The sequence below is a fragment of the Streptomyces sp. NBC_01214 genome (assembly GCF_026340975.1).
GTDB lineage: Bacteria > Actinomycetota > Actinomycetes > Streptomycetales > Streptomycetaceae > Streptomyces.
Map to the genome: position 1 here is coordinate 2,042,123 of NZ_JAPEOS010000002.1, position 17,271 is coordinate 2,059,393.

The following is a 17,271-nucleotide window of genomic DNA, read 5'->3' on the forward strand; positions in this document are numbered from 1 at the left end:
CCCTCAGGGCCCGGTGTGCGAGGCCTCCAGCTGCCGTTTCGGCCGGTCGGCCGCCACCGGCAGGCTGGCCTCGATCTCGTCCAGGGCCCGGCGGGCGGTGGCGATCCGCGCCCGGACGTCGGGATCCGTGCCCGGCGCCGGAGCGCGGTTCTCCTCGTCCTCCATCTCGCGCGCCTCGTCGAGGGAGTTGAGGACGACTCCGATGAGCACGTTCACCAGGACGAAGGAGGCCAGCAGCGCGTAGGAGGCGTAGTAGATGATGCTCAGCCGGGAGATCTGCAGTCCCGCCCGGACGGCGTCCGTCAGGCCGTCGAGCGTGGTCAGGAGGAAGAGCGTGAGCATCGCGCGGCCCACCGAGCCGTAGTGCCCGGGGTCCGACTGCGCGAAGCACACCCAGCCGACCATGGCGTAGACGTACAGGACGAGCGCGCCGACGAACAGGAAGCTGGCGGTGCCCGGCAGGCTGCGGCCGACGGCGATCAGCAGGATGCGCAGGTGGGGTAGGAAGCGGGCGGTGCGCAGGACCCGGGCCAGGCGCAGCAGCCGCAGCAGGGTGGTGTTCTCCCGGACGAGCGGGACGAAGGCGGAGGCCACGACCGCGAGGTCGAAGAGGTTCCACGGGTCACGGAAGAATGCTTTCGGCCGGTCGGCGCAGGCGCCCACGCGCAGCAGCATTTCCAGGGTGAACAGGGCCAGGCAGCAGTTCTCCGCTCCCTGGAGCACGAGCCGGTACTCCGCGGCGAGCCCGCTGTACGTCTCCACCCCCATCAGGGCGGCGTTGAAGAGGATCGCGCAGAAGACGACCACCCCGAAGGCGGGGGCCTCCGTGGCCACCCGGCACTGGGCTGCCAACTTCATCCGGCCGCGTCCGGCCGGCCTCGGGTCTGTCATCGTGCTCCTCGTCCTCTCGTCTGCGCCGCGGGCGAAACGGCGGGCCACCCCTCTAACGCCGCAAGCCCGATCGGGTTTCACCTCCTTACGCCCTCCGATGCGCCCGGGCGTGAGCGGGAGCACGGTTCCGCTCCCGTGCGCCGCCTTTCACCCCTCGTCCCGGGCCGGGGTCAAGTGCGTTGCGTGAACAGTCGGTTGATCTGCGGGTGGGGCGACCCGTCGGCGCATATGCTCGCCTCGTACACCCGCACTGCGTACGTCCGTACACCGTGCATTCGTGCTTCCGCATGCCTCGCAGCCGTAAGGGGACCGCGCCGTGAGTGTCCGTATCCAACCCTCCTCCCAGGTCGACGAGAGCGCCGAGCTCGGTGAGGGGACCACGATCTGGGATCTGGCGCAGATCCGCGAGGAGGCCCGGCTCGGGCGCGGGTGCATCGTGGGGCGCGGGGCGTACGTAGGACCCGGCGTACGGATCGGCGACCACGTGAAGCTGCAGAACTACGCACTCGTCTACGAGCCCGCGGTCCTCGGCGACGGGGTCTTCATCGGCCCCGCGGCGGTGCTCACCAACGACTTCTACCCGCGCGCGGTCGACCCCGAGGGCCGGATCAAGCGGGACGGCGACTGGGAGGCCGCCGGGGTCGTGGTCGCCGAGGGGGCCTCGCTCGGGGCCCGCTCGGTGTGCGTGGCCGGGGTGCGCGTCGGGCGCTGGGCGCTCGTCGCGGCCGGCGCCGTCGTGTCCAAGGACGTACCGGACTTCGCGCTCGTCGCGGGCGTACCGGCCCGCCGGATCGGCTGGGTGGGCCGGGCCGGGGTCCGCCTGGTGGAGCGGGAGGGGGAGCCGGGCACCTGGGAGTGTCCTCGCACCGGAGCGCTGCACGAAGAGAAGGACGGCTCGCTCATCGAGCGAACCTGACGGAATGTCGGCAATTTAGGGCACCGGCATTTCCTCAAAACCACAATCAATGAACATCCGTGGGCATAACGTGTCCCTGCACACGGGATCTGAGCAGGCAACAGGCCATGTTCAGTGGGGGGTTGTGTACGACGAGGGCACCGGGGCAGTGCCATGCCGGCGCGGGCACACCTGCGCCTGCTGACACTGCCGATCACGCGTGTCCCGGTCCGAGGCATCGCTGGGGGGATCCAGACGCGGCCTCCGGACGGTTCGTGCCGTCGGCGTGACATCGCCGCGGGCGCGGACGCCGTCATGCGCAGTTCCCCTCCACGGAGTGACGACCGCCAGGTCCGTCCGAGGAGAACGAACAGAGGGGGTAGGTGTGTTGGAGCCGTACAGCTCGGACATACGGGGTGCGGGGAGCACCAGGGGAATCGGGGTGGGGACCCGATGAACACCACACGATTAGGAGCACTGGCCGACGAGGATCCGTCGCTGCACGCCCTCGCCGAGCGGCTGCTCGCGCTGGCCGAGGCGGGGCTCCCGGCGATGTACCTGCCGGACGCCGAGACCTTCGTCTTCACCCGGGCGGGGGTCATCTCGCCCGAGGGGACTCCCGTCCTCGAGCAGCGGGGAACGAGCACCCGGTACGCGGCGATCACCGCGCTGGGAGCCCGCTTCCTGCCCGAGGACCGGCAGCGCCCGCTCTTCGGCGGGAGCACCGCCGAGGAGTTCACGGGCGTGCTCGTGGAGCGGCTCCCCGGGGTGACCAACCTCGGCGACGCGGCGCTCATCGCCTGGGCCGCCGCGGAGACCGGCCATCCCAAACTGGCCGACGCCCTCGACCGGGTGGCCGCGCTGGACGTCCCCGGGCGGCCGCAGTACACGGTCGAGGCGGCCTGGGTGCTCTCCGCACTCGCGGCCGCGCGCGCCGTGGTGGACGTGGAGGAGCGCCTCGCGGCGGCCCGCGTACGGCTGCTGGCGGCCAGGGTCGGCGACAGCCCGCTCTTCCCGCACGCCACCGAGCCCGGGCTGGTCCCCGGCTACCGGTCCCACGTGGCCTGTTTCGCCGACCAGACCTATCCGCTGCAGGCGCTCGCCCGGCTGCACGCGAGCGGCGACGACCCGCAGGCCCTCGCGGCCGCCGACGCCTGCGCCGCCCGCATCTGCGAACTGCAGGGCGACGGCGGACAGTGGTGGTGGCACTACGACGCCCGCGAGGGCGGCCTGGTGGAGGGGTACCCGGTCTACAGCGTGCACCAGCACGCCATGGCCCCGACCGCACTGTTCGACCTGGCCGAGGCGGGCGGTACGGACTTCGGCGGCGCGATCCGCCGCGGGCTGCGCTGGATGACCGACGTGCCCGAACTCGCGGATCCCCACGGGAGCCCGCGGGAGTCGATGATCCGCGAGGACTTCGGCGTCACCTGGCGCAAGGTCTACCGAGGCGACCCGAAGAAGGCCGTCCGGGCCGCCCGCGGGCTCACCACCAAGGTGGCGCCGCAGGCACGGCTCGCCCCGCTCGACCGGATCTTCCGCCCCGGCGCGTTGGACCGCGAGTGCCGCCCGTACGAGTTCGGCTGGATGCTCTTCGCCTGGCTCGGAGGGCCCCAGAGATGACACGACGACAGTCCCTCTTCGGGGTCCCGCTCGACCCGCTGACCATGGACGAAACCGTGCAGCGCTGCCTGGACGCGGTGCGGCGCGGAGAACAGATCGAGATCGGCATGGTCAACGCGGCCAAGCTGGTCAACATGCGGCGCGACCCCCTCCTCGCCGAGGCGGTCGCCGGCTGCGACCTGGTCCTGGCCGACGGCCAGGCGGTGGTCTGGGCCGGCCGGGTGCTGGGCGTCCGGCTGCCCGAACGGGTGGCGGGAATCGACCTGTTCATGCGGTTGCTGGCCGCCGCCGAAGTGGCGGACATCCCCGTCTACCTGCTCGGGGCCCAGGAGGACGTGCTGGAGATGATGCTCGGGCAGATCTCCGAGCGCTTCCCGAAGCTGCGGGTGGCCGGCAGCCGCAACGGCTACTTCGGCGACGGCGACCAGGAGGCGATCGCCGACGCCATCGCCGACAGTCAGGCGCGGCTGCTGTTCCTCGGCATGACCTCGCCCAAGAAGGAGATCTTCACCGCCGGCTACGGCAAGCGCACGGGCGCGCACGTCGTCCACGGCGTCGGCGGCTCCTTCGACATCCTCGCCGGCATCACCAAGCGGGCCCCGCTGGTCTGGCAGCGGATGGGACTCGAATGGTTCTACCGCACCCTCCAGGAACCGCGCCGTCTGGGCAAGCGCTACCTCACCACCAATGCGGCCTTCCTCCTCATGACGGTGCGGGAACTCATCCACCGCACACCGTCTGCCGGTTCCGCTTCCGCTTCCGCGAACAGGAGTTACTGATGCGCGTCGTCGTCGTGGGACAGGGATACGTCGGACTGCCCCTGGCCATCCGGGCCGCCGAGGTCGGACACCAGGTGATCGGGTACGACGTGGACACCCGGCGGGTCAAGAGCCTCGCCGCCGGTGAGTCGTACGTGGAGGACGTCTCCTCCGAACGGCTGGCCCGCGCGCTGGCCCGCGGCACCTACCGCCCCAGCGAACTGGCCCGGGACTGCGGCGGCTTCGACGTCGCCGTCGTCACGGTCCCGACTCCCTTACAGGACGGAGCCCCGGACCTGCGCTACATCGAGGAGTCGGCGCACACCCTGGCCCGCTTCCTGCGCCCGGGTGCCACCGTCATCCTGGAGTCCACCACCTACCCGGGCACCACCGAGGAACTGTTCGCGCCCATCCTGGAGGACGGCTCCGGGCTCGCCGCGGGCGCCGACTTCCACCTGGGCTACAGCCCCGAGCGCATCGACCCCGGCAACACCGTCTGGGGCTTCCAGCAGACCCCCAAGGTGGTCTCCGGCGTCGACGCCCGCTCGCTGAAGGCCGTCGAGGCCTTCTACGGGGACCTCGTCGACACCACCGTGCCGGTGCGTTCCCCCAAGGAGGCCGAGCTGGCCAAACTGCTGGAGAACACCTTCCGGCACGTGAACATCGCCCTCGTCAACGAGATCGCGATGTTCGCCCGCCACCTGGACATCGACGTCTGGCAGGCCATCGAGGCGGCGTCCAGCAAGCCCTTCGGCTTCATGAAGTTCACCCCCGGCCCGGGCGTCGGCGGACACTGCCTGCCGATCGACCCCTCGTACCTCAACTGGCGGGTGCAGCGCGAGCTCGGCCAGAACTTCCGCTTCGTCGAACTCGCCAACGACATCAACAACCACATGCCCGAGTACGTGACGCGCCGCGTGATCGACGCGCTCAACGCCAAGCGCCGCTCGGTCAACGGCTCCAAGGTCCTGTTGCTGGGCCTCGCCTACAAGAAGAACACCGGCGACGCCCGGGAGTCGCCCGCCGTCCGCATCGCGAAGCTGCTCCTCGACATGGGAGCCAAGGTCCGCGCGGCCGACCCCCACGTGGTGGAGAGCATCAAGGTCGACGCCCGCCTCGTGCGGGTCGAGCCGACCCGCAAGGAGCTGGCGGCAGCCGACGTGGTGGTCCTGCTCACCGACCACGACTCCTTCGACTACCAGATGGTCACCGAGCACGCCTCCTTCGTCCTCGACTGCCGTAACCGGGTCTCCGGACCCACCGTGGAGGTGCTCTGACCCCGTGACCAGGATCGTCTGCGTGGCCGGGGCCCGGCCCAACTACATGAAGATCAAACCGGTGATGGACGCACTGGAGCGCCGCGGCGCCGAGGTGATCCTCGTCCACACCGGACAGCACTACGACGAGTCGATGAACGACGTGTTCTTCCGCGACCTCGGCATCCGCCCGCCCGACCGCTACCTGGGGGCCGGATCCGGCAGCCACGCCGAGCAGACCGGGCGGGTGATGGCCGCCTTCGAGCCGCTGATCGACGAACTCGCCCCGGACGCCGTCGTGGTGGTCGGGGACATCAACTCCACCCTCGCCTGCGCCCTCGTCACCGCGAAGGCCGGCCCCCTGCTGGCCCACGTGGAGGCCGGGCTGCGCAGCCGTGACTGGAGCATGCCCGAGGAGGTCAACCGGGTCGCCACCGACCGGCTCAGCGACTACCTGCTGGCGCCCTCGCCCGACGCCGCCGTGAACCTGCGGGCGGAGGGCTACCGGGAGGACCAGATCCACGTCGTCGGCAACGTCATGATCGACACCCTCCTCGCCAACCTGGACCGGGCCCGCCAGTCGGACGTCCTGGACCGGTACGGGCTCACCCGCGGCGGCTACGGCCTGGTCACCCTGCACCGGCCGGCCAACGTGGACGACCCCGGGGCGCTGCGCGGCCTGCTGAAGGCCCTGGGCGAGATCGCCGACCGCTGTCCACTGCTGCTGCCCGTGCACCCGCGGGCCGCCGAGCGGCTGGCCGAACTGGGCGTGCCCGGCGGGATCCGGCTGGTCCCGGCCGCCGGATACCTCGACTTCATCGCCCTACAGGACTCCGCCCGCGTGGTGCTCACCGACTCCGGGGGCATCCAGGAGGAGACCACCGCCCTGGGGGTGCCCTGCGTGACCCTGCGGGAGAACACCGAGCGCCCCATCACCGTCGAGGAGGGCACGAACGTGCTGGCGGGCACGGACCCGGAGCGCATCACGGCCACCGTCCACCAGGTCCTCGACGATCCGCCCGCGGCGCGCTGTCCCGAACTCTGGGACGGCCGGGCGAGCGAGCGCATCGCCGCGGTCCTGCTCGACGGACCGCCCGCGCACACCCGGCCGCGCCCCACCGACCTCGTGTCGGGCGGGGCGGTCACCGATCCGCAGCACGTGCTGTAAACGCAATTCGAAGGGGAAGACCATGGATCTCGCGGAGATCTGGCGGGTCATGCGCAGACGCTGGTACGTGCTGCTGCCCGGACTGCTGATCACGGCGGCGCTCACCGCCGCCGTGTACCTGCTGGTCCCGGTGGAGTACCGGTCGCAGAGCACGGTGACCCTGCTGAACTCGAAGAAGGCCACGGTGGCCTTCGACGGCAACCCCTTCCTGAGCACCCAGGCCTCGCTCACCGGCATGGCCGACGGCCTGGCCCGCAACCTCAACTCCGACGACGCCAAGGCCGACCTCAAGTCCCTCGGCGTCACCGGAGTGCACGAGGCGAAGATCGCCGACAACGCGCTCGGCCCCTACATGTGGCTGAGCGTCGTCGGGACCGACCGGGCCGCCGTGCTGAAGTCGGACGAGATCCTCACCAAGTACGCGGAGAAGCGGCTGCTGGAGTTCCAGACCCAGCAGTCGGTGACCCCCGACGCCATGATCCGGATGGCCACGATCGTGCCTCCCCAGAAGCCGGAGGCACAGACCAAGGCCAGGCTCCAGTTCCTGATCATGGCCGGCGCGCTGGGCTTCGTACTCAGCCTGGTGGCCACCTTCTTCGTGGAGGCCCGGGGGCGCCGGGGGGCATCGCCCGGCAAGCACCGGCCCGCCCCCGGCGAAGGCGGCGACAGCGGTGAGGGAGCCTCCGCCGACGCAGGTGACCCGACGGCCACCTTGAACATGACCGTCGCCCACCCGGCCGGCTCCACCGCCGCCGGCTCCCGTACGGCCGGCTCGCCGTGACCGGCCCCGCGGCGGACACCGAGAGCACCACCCCGACGGCGGCGGCGCCCTCGCTGGGGCGCAAGGTCGGCTCCGCCGCCAAGTGGAGCCTGATCAACACCGTGGTCATGCGCCTCGGCAACTTCGCCACCGGCATCGTCCTGGCCCGCTTCTTCCTCGGACCCGAGGCCTGGGGCGTGTACGGGATCGCCCAGACGGTCCTGCTGGTCCTCCTCTCCGCCAACGAACTCGGCGTCTCGCTGGCGATCGTGCGCTGGGAGGGCGACCCCCGCCGCTTCGCCCCGACCGTCCTCACCCTCAGCGCCGCCTCCAGCTGCCTGCTGTACGCCGTACTGTTCGCGGTCGCCCCCGCGGTGGCCGGGGTGCTCGGCTCGCCCGAAGCCTCCGGCGTCCTGCGGGTGATGTGCCTGTGCGTGGTCCTCGACGGACTCTCCCAGGTCCCCGCCGGCTTCCTCACCCGGGAGTTCGCGCAAGGTCGACGGATGGCCGTCGACGGGCTCAACTTCGTCCTCAGCACCGCGGTGACCCTGCTGCTCGCGGTCGACGGCTGGGGCGCCATGAGCTTCGCCTGGGGATCCGTGGTGGGCAACGTGGCCGCGCTGATCGGCTGCTGCCTCGCCGCGCCCGGCACCCTGAAGTTCGGCTGGGACCGGGAACAGGCCCGGGCCCTGCTGAAGTTCGGGCTGCCGCTCGCCGGGGCCAGCATGCTCGCCCTCGGCGTGGTCAACGTGGACACCATGGTGGTGGGCTCGGCCCTGGACCCCCTCGCCCTGGGCTTCTACGTGCTCGCCTTCAACATCTCCGGCTGGCCCGTGCGCATCATCTCCGAAGCGGCCCGCCGCGTCTCCTTCGCGGGCTTCTCCCGGCTGGCCGACTCGCCGCAGGCGCTGGCCGCCGGATTCGCCCGCGCCCTCGGCATCGTCATGGCCGGCACCGTCCCGATCTGCGTCCTGCTCGCCGCGCTCGCCGCCCCCGTCGTGGAGCTCATTTACGGTGAACGCTGGCTGCCGGCCGCCCGGGCCCTGCCCTGGCTGATGGCGCTCGGCCTGGTCCGCATCGGCTGCGAACTCGCCTACGACTGCCTGGTGGCCATCGGCCGGCGCCGCTCGCTCATCGGCGTCCAGGCACTCTGGCTGGTCATCCTGATCCCGGCCCTCGTGATCGGCGCCCGCACCGGCGGGATCGTCGGAGTGGCCCAGGGCCACGTCCTGGTCGCCGGGGCCGTCGTGGTCCCGGTCTTCCTCCTCGCCCTGCACCGCGGGGGCATCCGCGTGGGCACCGTCGCCCGGGCCTGCGCCTGGCCGCTGCTCGGCGGCGCGGCGATGGCCGCCGTACTCCTCTTCCTGGAGCGGTACCTGGGCCAGGGCGTGCTCGCGCTCCTGGCGACCGGAGCCGCCGGCACCCTGTGCTACGTCCTGTGCGTCCTGCCCGGCCGCGCATTACTCAAAGGGTAGACAGCTGTGACACAGCACCGAAGGCGCCTGACGGCGTGGCTGCTCGCCGCAGTGGTCCTCGCCGTCGTCCTCACCCTCTACAAGGCCGACAGCACCGCGGTGACCGAGCACGCGGCGGCGCCCGGCGCCACCGCGAGCGCCCCGCCCCCCGCCACGGACCCGCCCCCGTCCTCCGCCCCGCCGCCCACCTCTTCCGCCCCGCCCTCCCCGACCGCCTCGTCGGCGGCGAGCGAACCGTCGCCCACCGCCCCCACCCCCGCCTGCACCTCGCCCGGCACCTGCGGATTCCCCGATGAGCGCAGCACCGGTCCGCGGATCGAGCTGGAGCGGCACGACACCGGGAACATGTCCGTCAAGGAGAACGGCACGGTCATCAAGGGCTGGGACATCCGCGGCTCCCTCGACATCTACGCCAACGACGTCACCGTCATCGACAGCAAGATCACCTCGACCAACTGGTGGGGGATCAACCTGCGACCCGGCTACAGCGGACTGAAGGTCCTGCACACCACGATCACCGCCGTGCCCGGCAAGGGCCCCGACAACGGGGGCGTCAACTACGCGGTCTCCAACATGGGCGGCAGCTCGATCGAGGTCGGCTGGTGCGACATCTCGGTGTTCGGCAACGCCCTGTCCATGGGCCAGGGCGACCTGCACGACAACTACGTCCACGACATCGTCGCCTTCCGCAACCAGGGCGGCGAATGGCAGCACACCGACGCCGTCATCAGCGGCGGCGGCAACAAGGGCCGGCTGACCATCCGCCGCAACACCCTGCTCAACCCCACCGCGGTGGACCGGGGCGCCACCGCGGCCGTGGGCCTGTTCGCCGACACCGGAGTGGTCTCCTCCGTCGTCGTCGACGGCAACTGGCTGGCCGGGGGAGCGTACGCCCTCTACGGCGGCGGCCCGGGCGCCACCGGCATCCAGGTCACGAACAACGTCTTCTCCACCCAGTACCACCCGGCCGCCGGGGCCTACGGCGCCGCCACCGCCTGGAACGCGGGCGGCGCGGGCAACGTGTGGAAGGGCAACCGCATGTCCGACGGCAGGCCCGTCGAACCCCCACCCGCCTCCTGACCACCGAAAGGACCGACAGGCCATGATGCGCCGGATCGCGCGCGCCCCCTGGGAACTGCTCAAACGGACCTTCGGCTGGCTGGTGCTCTTCGAAGCCAGGAACAAGGTCCTACTGGCCCCCTCCGCCCTGCGGCTGCGCCGTTTCGAGGACGCCGAGACCCGCCGCCTGGCCGCCGACCTGGGCGAGCCCCCGGCCGCCCTCGTCGCCACCGTCATCCCCACCCACCGGCGCCCCGAGGCACTGCGCGCGGCGGTCCGCTCCGCGCTCGGCCAGACGGTCACCGACCAGGTGGTCATCGTCGTCGACGACGGCGCCGGCCTGCCCGAACTGCCCGCCGACCCGAGGCTGTTCGCGGTCTCCCTGGCCCGCAACACGGCGACCGCCGGAGTCGTGCGCAATGTGGGGATCCGGCTGACCGAGTCGCGCTACGTGGCCTTCCTCGACGACGACAACCTCTGGGAGCCCGACCACCTGGAGCAGGCCCTGGCCACGCTGGAGGCACCCGACGGGCCGGACGCCGTCTACACCGCACTGCGCAGGGTGCTGCCCGACGGCACCGACCGGGACGTCCTCTCGGTGCCCTTCGACCGCCGCCGCGCCGCCCACGAGGCCTTCCTGGACACCAACGCCTTCGTGGCGCGGCGCACCCGGTCCCTGCACTTCAGCCGGTTGCGCCGCACCCCGGAGGTGCTGCCCCGCGAGGACTGGGAGCTGATCCGCCGCTACGCCCGCCGCCACGAGGTGCGCCACCTGCCCCGGGCGACGGTCCGCTACCTGGTCAACCCGGACAGCTTCTGGACCAGTTGGGACGGAGCGGCCCCGGCCCCCTAGCCGGCCGGCTCCTCGTACGTGATGCCGTGCCGATGGGCGATCCGGTTCAGCCGCGCCGGATCCAGCCGGCCGTCGACCGTGAGCCGCGGCCCAGCTTCGATCATGTCCTCGACGAAGCACTCCCAGCCGCCCGGCGAGGAGATCTGCAGCACCCGCGGCGGCCTGCCCGGCCCGGGGCGCAGCGCGTGCGGCACACCGCGGGGGAGCAGGACGAACTGTCCGGCGGTCAAGGTGTGGGAGCGGCCCCCGGTGTCGACGAGGAGCTCGCCTTCGAGCACGTACACGCTCTCGTCCGCCACGTGGTGGGTGTGGGGCGGGATCTCCCGCGCCAGCACCACCTCGAGCAGGGAGAAGCGTCCTTCGGTGTCCCCCGTGGCCGCCTTCACCGAGAAGGCGGGCGGGAGCGGGATCCGGCCCGGACGGGCCTCTCCCGCATCGAGGAGGACGAAGCGTTCGTGGGACACGGGTGTGTTCCTTTCCTGGAAGGGTGGGGGACGACGGCGGGCGCGCCGGCCCGGGGTCAGCGGGCCTGCCGCCGTCCGCGGCGCCAGACGTCGACGACCGCACCGAGGGCCGAGACCTCCTCGGTCGGGTCTCCCTCCACGAGCAGCAGGTCCGCGCGCAGGCCCGGGGCGATCCGGCCCCGGTCGGACAGGCCGGAGTACCGGGCCGGCAGGGCGGTCGCCGCGGTCAGTGCCTCCTGCGGTCGCAGGCCGCCGTCCCGCGTGAGCAGTTCCAGTTCACGGTGGAGTCCCGCGCCGTGGGCGGGCGCGAAGGGGGTGGCGTCGGTGCCGGCGAGGAGTGGGACGCCGGCCTCGCGCAGCGCGCGGAGCGCGCCGACGGCGGCCGGGTACCGGCCGGGGGGCACGCAGGCCGGCGCGCCGGAGCCCTGGGTGTCGACCGCCTCGAAGTAGGCGAGCGTGGACACGACGAACACGCCCTGGTCACGGACGCGCCGGGCGAGGCGTCCGGAAGCCGGGTCCTGCGGGGCGAGGTCCGCCCACACATGGGCGAGCCCGTCCACCCCCGCGTCGAGCGCGGTGACCACGTCGGCGGCGGTGACCGCGTGCGCGACGACCGGGAGCCCGGCCGCGTGGGCGGCCGCGGTCAGGGCTGCCGCGACCGCCGGGGACATGACGGGGAGGTCGGTGCCGTGCATCGTCCCGTCGTCGATGACGAGCTTGAGGAAGTCGCTGCCCTCGGCGAGCCGCGCCTCCACGAAGTCCGCGGCCCGCTCCGGATCGGTCACGAAGTCGATCTCCGTCACCTCCGCCGGGTCGAGCAGCGTGCCGGTCAGCGCGGCGATCAGCTGGGTCGGGTGTCCGCCGGGTGCGGTCGCCAGCAGGCCGGCGCTGCGCAGATCGGCCACGTCGTCGCGCTCGGCGGCGAGTTGCCGGTGCCGGGCGAGCGGGCGCGGCAGGCAGAACATGTCGAGCTCGGTCGTGACCCCGTGGCGCAGGGCCTCGGCGAGACTGCCGTCGAAGACGTGGGTGTGCGCGTCGATCAGCCCCGGCAGCAAGGTCCGGCCGCGGCCGTCGACCTCGACGTCGGCGACCCCGGCCGCCCCGGGGGTGCAGACCGCCACGATCAGGTCGTCCTCCAGGACCACGTCCTGGACACCGGCACCGCGCTCGCCGTCGAAGACGCGGACGCCGTGGATCCGTGTACGCATGAAAGGTCCTCCTCCTGCGAGCCGGGGAGGCCCTTCCTCCCCGGACTCCACCACAGAGGGCGAACCCGGCTCCGGCTGTGACACCGCAGCAGGACGTCGTGACGCGGCTCACACCCGGGCCGCCCCGTGTCACACTTCCGGCCCGGCGGACCTCTTCGGTCACGGCAGACAAGGAGGACGCATGACCGCCACGCCACCGCCCCACCCGACCGACTCCGTCACCGACCGCTTCCTCGGCCACCGCGAACTGCTCTTCTCGGTGGTCTACAACATGCTGGGCAGCGTCACCGACACCGAGGACGCGCTCCAGGACGTGTGGCTGGCCTGGTCCGCCCGGCACCGCAGGCCGGGCGCGGAGCCCGTCGAGAACGCCCGCGCGTACCTCGTACGGATCGCGGTGAACCAGGCGCTCGCCCGGCGGGCCGAGATGAGCCGCCGCCAGGAGGCCTACGTGGGCACGTGGCTGCCCGAGCCGTTGACGGCCGTCGACGATCACGGCGCCGAAGGGGTCGAGCGGGCCGAGGCGCTGTCGATGGCACTGCTCGTGGTCCTGGAGACGTTGTCCCCGTTGGAACGCGCCGTGTTCGTCCTGCACGAGGCGTTCGGATTCGCGCACCCGGAGATCGCGCGGATCCTGGACCGCTCGCCGACGGCCGTCCGTCAACTCGCCACCCGGGCGCGCCGCCACGTCCACGCGCGCCGCCCCCGGCACCGGCCCGAAGCGGACCTGCACGCCCGGGTGACCGAGCGCTTCGCCGTGGCAGCGCTCGGCGGGGACCTGCGGACGCTCCTCGAACTCCTCGCGCCCGATGTGACGCTCTGGACCGACGGCGGCGGCAAGGGCCCCGCGGTCAGCCTCCACCCCGTCCACGGCCGCGACGGCGTCGCCGCCGTGTTCATGGCCGTTGCCCGCGCACTCCCGGCGGCGGGCGTCGACCTGCGCTACCGCCGGGTGGCCGGCGACCCCGGCGCGCTCGTCTTCGCGGACGGCAGTCCGCTCGCCGTCGTCGTGGTGGACCTGACCCCCGAAGGGGACCGGATCTGCGGTGTCTTCTCGGTCACCAACCCCGACAAGCTCACCGGAATCCGGCCCCCGGCCCCCTGAAGCACCCCGGGGGCGTCACGGGGGCGTCACGGCCCTGGCGTGGCCCGCAACGCGGACGGGCTGGCCAGGGCCTTCGCGGCCGCCAGGCTCGCGGGCCGGCCGAGCACCGCACGGGAGGTCTCCCGCAGCAGCACGGCCGCCCGGAACGCGGCGGTCGCCGCCGCCCCGTTCCGGCGCCCGTAGAGCCGGACCCGGTTGAGCGTCAGCAGGGTCCACAACCGGGGCGACACCTGCGAGTCCCCGCCCAGATGGGTGGCCGTGGCCGCGGGCTCCAGCCGGGTGACGAAGCCGAGGTCCCGGGCCCGCAGGCAGTACTCGGTCTCCTCCGAGTACAGGAAGAAGGACTCGTCCCAGGCCCCGCACGCCTCCAGACACTCCCCGGACAGGGCCATCAGCGCGCCCGTCGCCCAGTCCGCGACCGTCGCCCGCTCGTACGCGGCGGGATCGGTGACCATCTCGCTCCAGCGCGGGAACCGCCCGGCCCGGCGGTTGCCCAGCACCGCCTCGCCGAGCGCCCGGGTCACCTGCGACTCCCGGCGCAGCGAGAGCAGCAGCGTACGGCCGTCCTCCTCGTACAGCAGCGGGACGCTGATCCCGACCCGGCCGCCGCCGGGCGCCCCGGTGCCCAGCGCGTCCACGAGGACCTTGGCGCAGCCCCGCCTCATCCGGACGTCCGGATTGCAGACCAGGGCCGCCCGGAAGCCGCCCTCCCACGCGGCCGCGGTCCCGAGGGCGGCGTTCACCCCGGCCGCGTAGCCGGCGTTGCGGCCGGTCTGCACGACCGTCGCGTCCGGCGCCAGGGAGCGGATCAGCTCCACGGTGCCGTCGGCCGAGTCGTTGTCGGCGACGACCAGGCGCCAGTCGAGCCCGGCCATGCCCTCGGGCAGCGAGGCGAGGAACTCCGGGAGCACCCCGGCGCTGTTCCAGGTGACGACGAGGACCGCTACGGGGCCGGCACCCGGCTCCGGTCGGCGGGCGGCTGGCTGGCTGAACTGCATGGGGACTCCACGGTTGCGGGCTCCGGCGCCGCGCGCCGGACGAACCCGAGGTAGCTGCCTCCGGCGGCGATCGTCAGGAAGAACACCCCGGCGAACATCGGGAAGCTGAGGGCGTCGAAGGTGGCGGCGATGACGAGGGAGACCAGGGCGGACGCGAAGAACGCCTGCCCGAGCTCCCGGTCGGACTCGGTACGGGCCAACCTGCGGATGGCACCGCCCTGGTGGATCCCGGTGAACAGCAGGACCAGGAGCGCGATCAGCCCCACGAGGCCCATCTCCGCCAGGGTGAGCATGTACTGGTTGTCGGTGAAGAAGAACAGTTCGGGCAGGAAGGTCCCGAAGCCCCGCCCGAACAGCGGCCGTTCGGTGAGGTAGGGGACGATCGCGCTGTACTTGACGGTACGGGCCTGGGTGCTGCTGTCGGAGTTCGACACGAACGAGGCGAAGAGCGCCGTGATGGTGCCGATCAGCCCCGGGATGATCACCTTGAAGCAGGCGACCGAGCCCATCAGCAGACCGATCGCGGCCCACCGCCGCTCCGGCTTCCAGCGCAGCACCATCACGAGGATCACGATGAGCGCCCCGATGATGGAGGTCCGCGACACCGTCAGCGGCAGGGCGCCGCCCATCAGCACCACGGGCCCCCAGCGCCGCCAGGCGCGCAGGTGCCGGCGTACCGGATCGAAGGCCTGCTGCACCGCGAAGGGCAGCAGGATGGCGAGCATCCCGCCGAACTCCAGGGGCTGCGCCGTGGTGGACCGCGGCCGGGTGAAGGAACCCCGGTCCAGCGTGGTGATCTGGGCGACGCTGGACTGTAGGCCCGGGATGCTGATGCTGTCGGCGATGTTCGTCGCGGTGAAGAAGTCGTAGAAGCCGATGGCGGCCACCACCGACCCCATCACCACGGCCCGGCGCAGCAGCACGTCCAGGCGCTCACGGTCCTGGATCCCCGCGGAGACCAGCACCACCAGGGACACCCAGACGAGCAGCCCGATCAGACCGCGGTCCGCCGCCAGGACCTCCTTGTGCGAGCTGCCGCGCATCGCGTTCGCGAGGTACGAGCCCAGCACGGAGAAGGCCAGCAGGCACATCACCACCCGCGGCAGCCGGGTGCCGGGGGCGGGCCGGATCCGGCCGGTGATCCACGTCGCGAGGTACCAGAACAGGCACAGCAGCGCGAACACGTTGGCCGGGGTGCCCACCCCGCCCATGCCCGGCAGGGTCAGGTTCGAGGGGATGAAGAAGGCCAGCGCCAGGTAGCAGCTCAGCAGGGCCGTCGCGTCCAGCTGCCGCCCCCACGGCTTGCGGCGCCCGCGCGCCCGGGCCGGAGCGGCCCCGGCCGCGCGCCTGCGCCGCAGTGCCGCCAGCAGGCTGTCCGTCAGGAAGGAGAAGGTGAAGGCGGACGTGGTGCCCAGGATGACGACGCCCAGCACCTGCTGGTAGCGGCTCTTCATCTGGGGCACCGGGGTCTGCGGCAGCACCACGGGGGCCGTCTGCACCATGTACGCCGGCTTGACCTTGGCCGCCGCCTGGAGCGCGTTGAGCGTCTCCCCGGCGAAAGCGGTCAGCTTGTTGGTCTCCTCCAGTACGTTCGCCCGGTCGGTCCCCGTGACGGTCAGCGTCAGCATCGGACCCGAGGTGTTCGCGGCGAACCCGACCGTGTACGGATCGGTCACCCCGATGCCCTGGAGGTCCCGTGCCGCGTCCGTCCCCGACAGCGTCCTGATCAGCACGTCCGCGGTGACCACCAGCGAACCGCCGGCGTTCGAGATGGGATTGCCGAAGGCGGGGGCCAGTTCGGCCACCGCCGTCGAGTCGAGCAGCGCCACCGAGCTCTGCGACTGGTAGGCCACCGGCACCGAACGGTACAGGTGCGCCCCCGCGAGCAGACTGATCAGCGTCAGCGGCACCATCACGTACCAGCGGCGCCGGAGCACCGCGAGGATCTCACCGATGCTCATGAACACCCCCCGAGCACACCGCAATTGATGGCGGACCTACCCGTGTCCTGGAAAGATCGGTCACAACGGAAGGAATCCCTGTGTCGCCTGGTGAGTTGATCCGTGCGCTGCGTCGGCGCTGGTACGTCCTGATCGTGGCGGCGGTGCTCGCGGCCGCCGGAGCCGTGCAAGTGCTGCACCCCACCCAGACGTACCTGAGTACGGCGATCGTCGTGCTCAAACCGCCGGTGACGGACAACCAGCCCAACCAGCTGGCCAATCTGCAACCGCCGCTCGCCGCCGTCTCCTACGCCGCGGTCCAGCAGCTGGACTCGCCCGAGGGGACGCAGGAGCTGCGCGCCGCGGGGGTGCGCGGCACGTACCGGCTGATCCCGCGGAACAGCGGGACCAGCGTCACCCCGCGCTATCTGATCCCCTCGCTCCAGATCCAGGCCGAGCAGGCCGAACCCGCCGCTGCCGACACGGCGGTCCGGAAGATCATCGAGATCTACACCAAGCACCTGACGGACATGCAGACGCAGCAAGGGGTCCCGGAATCCGCGCGGATGAGCGTGACGCTGCTGGTGCCGCCCACCGCGGCGGTGCAGACCGGCAACAAGAGCCGGGGCCTCGCCGGGGCGGCCCTGCTGGGCGGGGTCGGCGGTGTGGTCGTGGCCCTGTGGACCGACCGGCTCCTGACGCGCCGGAGCCGGCGCCGGCAGCGGCACGAGGCCGCCGCCGACGCCGGTCCGGTGGTCCGGGCCGAGGAGCCCGAGCGGGCCGCCCTCGCCGGGGCGACCCGCTGAACACGGCGTTCG

At 72.3% G+C, this 17,271-nt stretch carries 16 protein-coding genes; 11 read left to right on the plus strand and 5 right to left on the minus strand.

What is annotated here, in order from left to right; all coding sequences use genetic code 11:
• Positions 1 to 3 precede the first annotated feature (3 nt).
• Positions 4 to 891: an ion transporter gene (locus tag OG594_RS33980; RefSeq protein ID WP_266606212.1), complete on the minus strand. Its 888-nt coding sequence runs from the start codon at positions 889 to 891 to the stop codon at positions 4 to 6.
• A 316-nt stretch (positions 892 to 1,207) separates the two neighbouring features.
• Here OG594_RS33980 and OG594_RS33985 point away from each other — a divergent pair, with 316 nt between their 5' ends.
• The 9 genes from OG594_RS33985 to OG594_RS34025 all read left to right on the plus strand — a co-directional run bounded on the left by OG594_RS33985 (position 1,208) and on the right by OG594_RS34025 (position 10,738).
• Complete coding sequence (locus tag OG594_RS33985) at positions 1,208 to 1,807, plus strand: acyltransferase (RefSeq protein ID WP_266606213.1); 600 nt, start codon at positions 1,208 to 1,210, stop codon at positions 1,805 to 1,807.
• Positions 1,808 to 2,239: 432 nt separating this feature from the next.
• A complete protein-coding gene (locus OG594_RS33990) occupies positions 2,240 to 3,409 on the plus strand; it encodes a hypothetical protein (protein WP_266606214.1) in 1,170 nt (389 codons plus the stop codon).
• On the plus strand, positions 3,406 to 4,188 hold the full coding sequence (locus tag OG594_RS33995; RefSeq protein ID WP_266606215.1) for a WecB/TagA/CpsF family glycosyltransferase: 783 nt from the start codon (positions 3,406 to 3,408) through the stop codon (positions 4,186 to 4,188). The genes OG594_RS33990 and OG594_RS33995 overlap by 4 nt, the downstream gene beginning before the upstream one ends.
• The gene (locus OG594_RS34000) at positions 4,188 to 5,444 is read left to right on the plus strand and encodes a nucleotide sugar dehydrogenase (RefSeq protein WP_266606216.1); all 1,257 of its coding nucleotides are present in this window, start codon (positions 4,188 to 4,190) and stop codon (positions 5,442 to 5,444) included. Before OG594_RS33995 ends, OG594_RS34000 begins: the two co-directional genes overlap by 1 nt.
• Positions 5,445 to 5,448: 4 nt before the next feature.
• Positions 5,449 to 6,591, plus strand: a complete 1,143-nt coding sequence (gene wecB, locus OG594_RS34005; protein ID WP_266606217.1) for a non-hydrolyzing UDP-N-acetylglucosamine 2-epimerase — start codon at positions 5,449 to 5,451, stop codon at positions 6,589 to 6,591.
• 22 nt (positions 6,592 to 6,613) lie between these two features.
• The gene (locus tag OG594_RS34010) at positions 6,614 to 7,372 is read left to right on the plus strand and encodes a chain length determinant protein (protein ID WP_266606218.1); all 759 of its coding nucleotides are present in this window, start codon (positions 6,614 to 6,616) and stop codon (positions 7,370 to 7,372) included.
• Positions 7,369 to 8,826 carry an oligosaccharide flippase family protein gene (locus tag OG594_RS34015; protein ID WP_266606219.1) on the plus strand — a complete coding sequence of 486 codons (1,458 nt, stop codon included), beginning with the start codon at positions 7,369 to 7,371 and terminating at the stop codon, positions 8,824 to 8,826. The genes OG594_RS34010 and OG594_RS34015 overlap by 4 nt, the downstream gene beginning before the upstream one ends.
• A 6-nt stretch (positions 8,827 to 8,832) precedes the next feature.
• A complete protein-coding gene (locus OG594_RS34020) occupies positions 8,833 to 9,906 on the plus strand; it encodes a hypothetical protein (protein ID WP_266606220.1) in 1,074 nt (357 codons plus the stop codon).
• Positions 9,907 to 9,928: 22 nt separating this feature from the next.
• The gene (locus OG594_RS34025) at positions 9,929 to 10,738 is read left to right on the plus strand and encodes a glycosyltransferase family A protein (RefSeq protein WP_266606221.1); all 810 of its coding nucleotides are present in this window, start codon (positions 9,929 to 9,931) and stop codon (positions 10,736 to 10,738) included.
• Here OG594_RS34025 and OG594_RS34030 read toward each other — a convergent pair.
• Both OG594_RS34030 and OG594_RS34035 read right to left on the minus strand, forming a co-directional pair.
• On the minus strand, positions 10,735 to 11,202 hold the full coding sequence (locus tag OG594_RS34030; protein WP_266606222.1) for a cupin domain-containing protein: 468 nt from the start codon (positions 11,200 to 11,202) through the stop codon (positions 10,735 to 10,737). The genes OG594_RS34025 and OG594_RS34030 overlap by 4 nt on opposite strands.
• Before the next feature lie 56 nt (positions 11,203 to 11,258).
• A complete protein-coding gene (locus OG594_RS34035; protein WP_266606223.1) occupies positions 11,259 to 12,410 on the minus strand; it encodes an amidohydrolase family protein in 1,152 nt (383 codons plus the stop codon).
• Positions 12,411 to 12,591: 181 nt separating this feature from the next.
• Between OG594_RS34035 and OG594_RS34040 the strand changes: the two genes are divergently transcribed.
• The gene (locus OG594_RS34040) at positions 12,592 to 13,515 is read left to right on the plus strand and encodes a sigma-70 family RNA polymerase sigma factor (RefSeq protein ID WP_266606224.1); all 924 of its coding nucleotides are present in this window, start codon (positions 12,592 to 12,594) and stop codon (positions 13,513 to 13,515) included.
• A 26-nt stretch (positions 13,516 to 13,541) separates the two neighbouring features.
• Here the strand turns inward: OG594_RS34040 and OG594_RS34045 are convergent, their stop codons facing one another.
• Together OG594_RS34045 and OG594_RS34050 are read right to left on the minus strand one after the other, a co-directional pair.
• A complete protein-coding gene (locus tag OG594_RS34045) occupies positions 13,542 to 14,513 on the minus strand; it encodes a glycosyltransferase (protein WP_266606225.1) in 972 nt (323 codons plus the stop codon).
• Positions 14,459 to 16,474, minus strand: coding sequence for an O-antigen ligase family protein (locus OG594_RS34050; RefSeq protein ID WP_266606226.1), 2,016 nt, complete (start codon positions 16,472 to 16,474; stop codon positions 14,459 to 14,461). Before OG594_RS34050 ends, OG594_RS34045 begins: the two co-directional genes overlap by 55 nt.
• An 80-nt stretch (positions 16,475 to 16,554) precedes the next feature.
• Here OG594_RS34050 and OG594_RS34055 point away from each other — a divergent pair, with 80 nt between their 5' ends.
• Positions 16,555 to 17,259, plus strand: a complete 705-nt coding sequence (locus tag OG594_RS34055; RefSeq protein WP_266606227.1) for a Wzz/FepE/Etk N-terminal domain-containing protein — start codon at positions 16,555 to 16,557, stop codon at positions 17,257 to 17,259.
• Positions 17,260 to 17,271: the final 12 nt, after the last annotated feature.